At 62.5% G+C, this 277-nt stretch carries 1 protein-coding gene; it reads left to right on the forward strand.

Translation table 11 applies throughout. The features are described 5' to 3' along the window. A partial coding sequence (locus SB660_RS20205; protein WP_410584084.1) for a hypothetical protein occupies positions 1-277 on the forward strand: 277 nt, incomplete at both ends.

Consider the following 277-nt stretch of genomic DNA (forward strand, 5'->3'; position numbering starts at 1 on the left):
TCAACACGATGGGTCGCTGCGGCGGTCACCGCGGGGCTATCGGCGGCTGCCCTCACCGCCTGCGCGAGCTCCACTGACAGCGGCGGAGATCAGACCGAATCCATCGTCATCGGAATGAACGAAGGCCTGGTGCCGCAGTTCGAGGAGTATGCCGCGGTCTTCAACGCCATGGATACGGGCGTCGAGGTCAAGATCACACCGGTTCCCGCCGGTCAGGCGGAATACATCCAGCAGCTGGTTACCCAGGGACTCAGCAAAACCTTGCCGGACATTGTGT

It is taken from the genome of Bacillus sp. SIMBA_005 (assembly GCF_046535585.1).
Classification (GTDB): domain Bacteria; phylum Bacillota; class Bacilli; order Bacillales; family Bacillaceae; genus Bacillus; species Bacillus pumilus.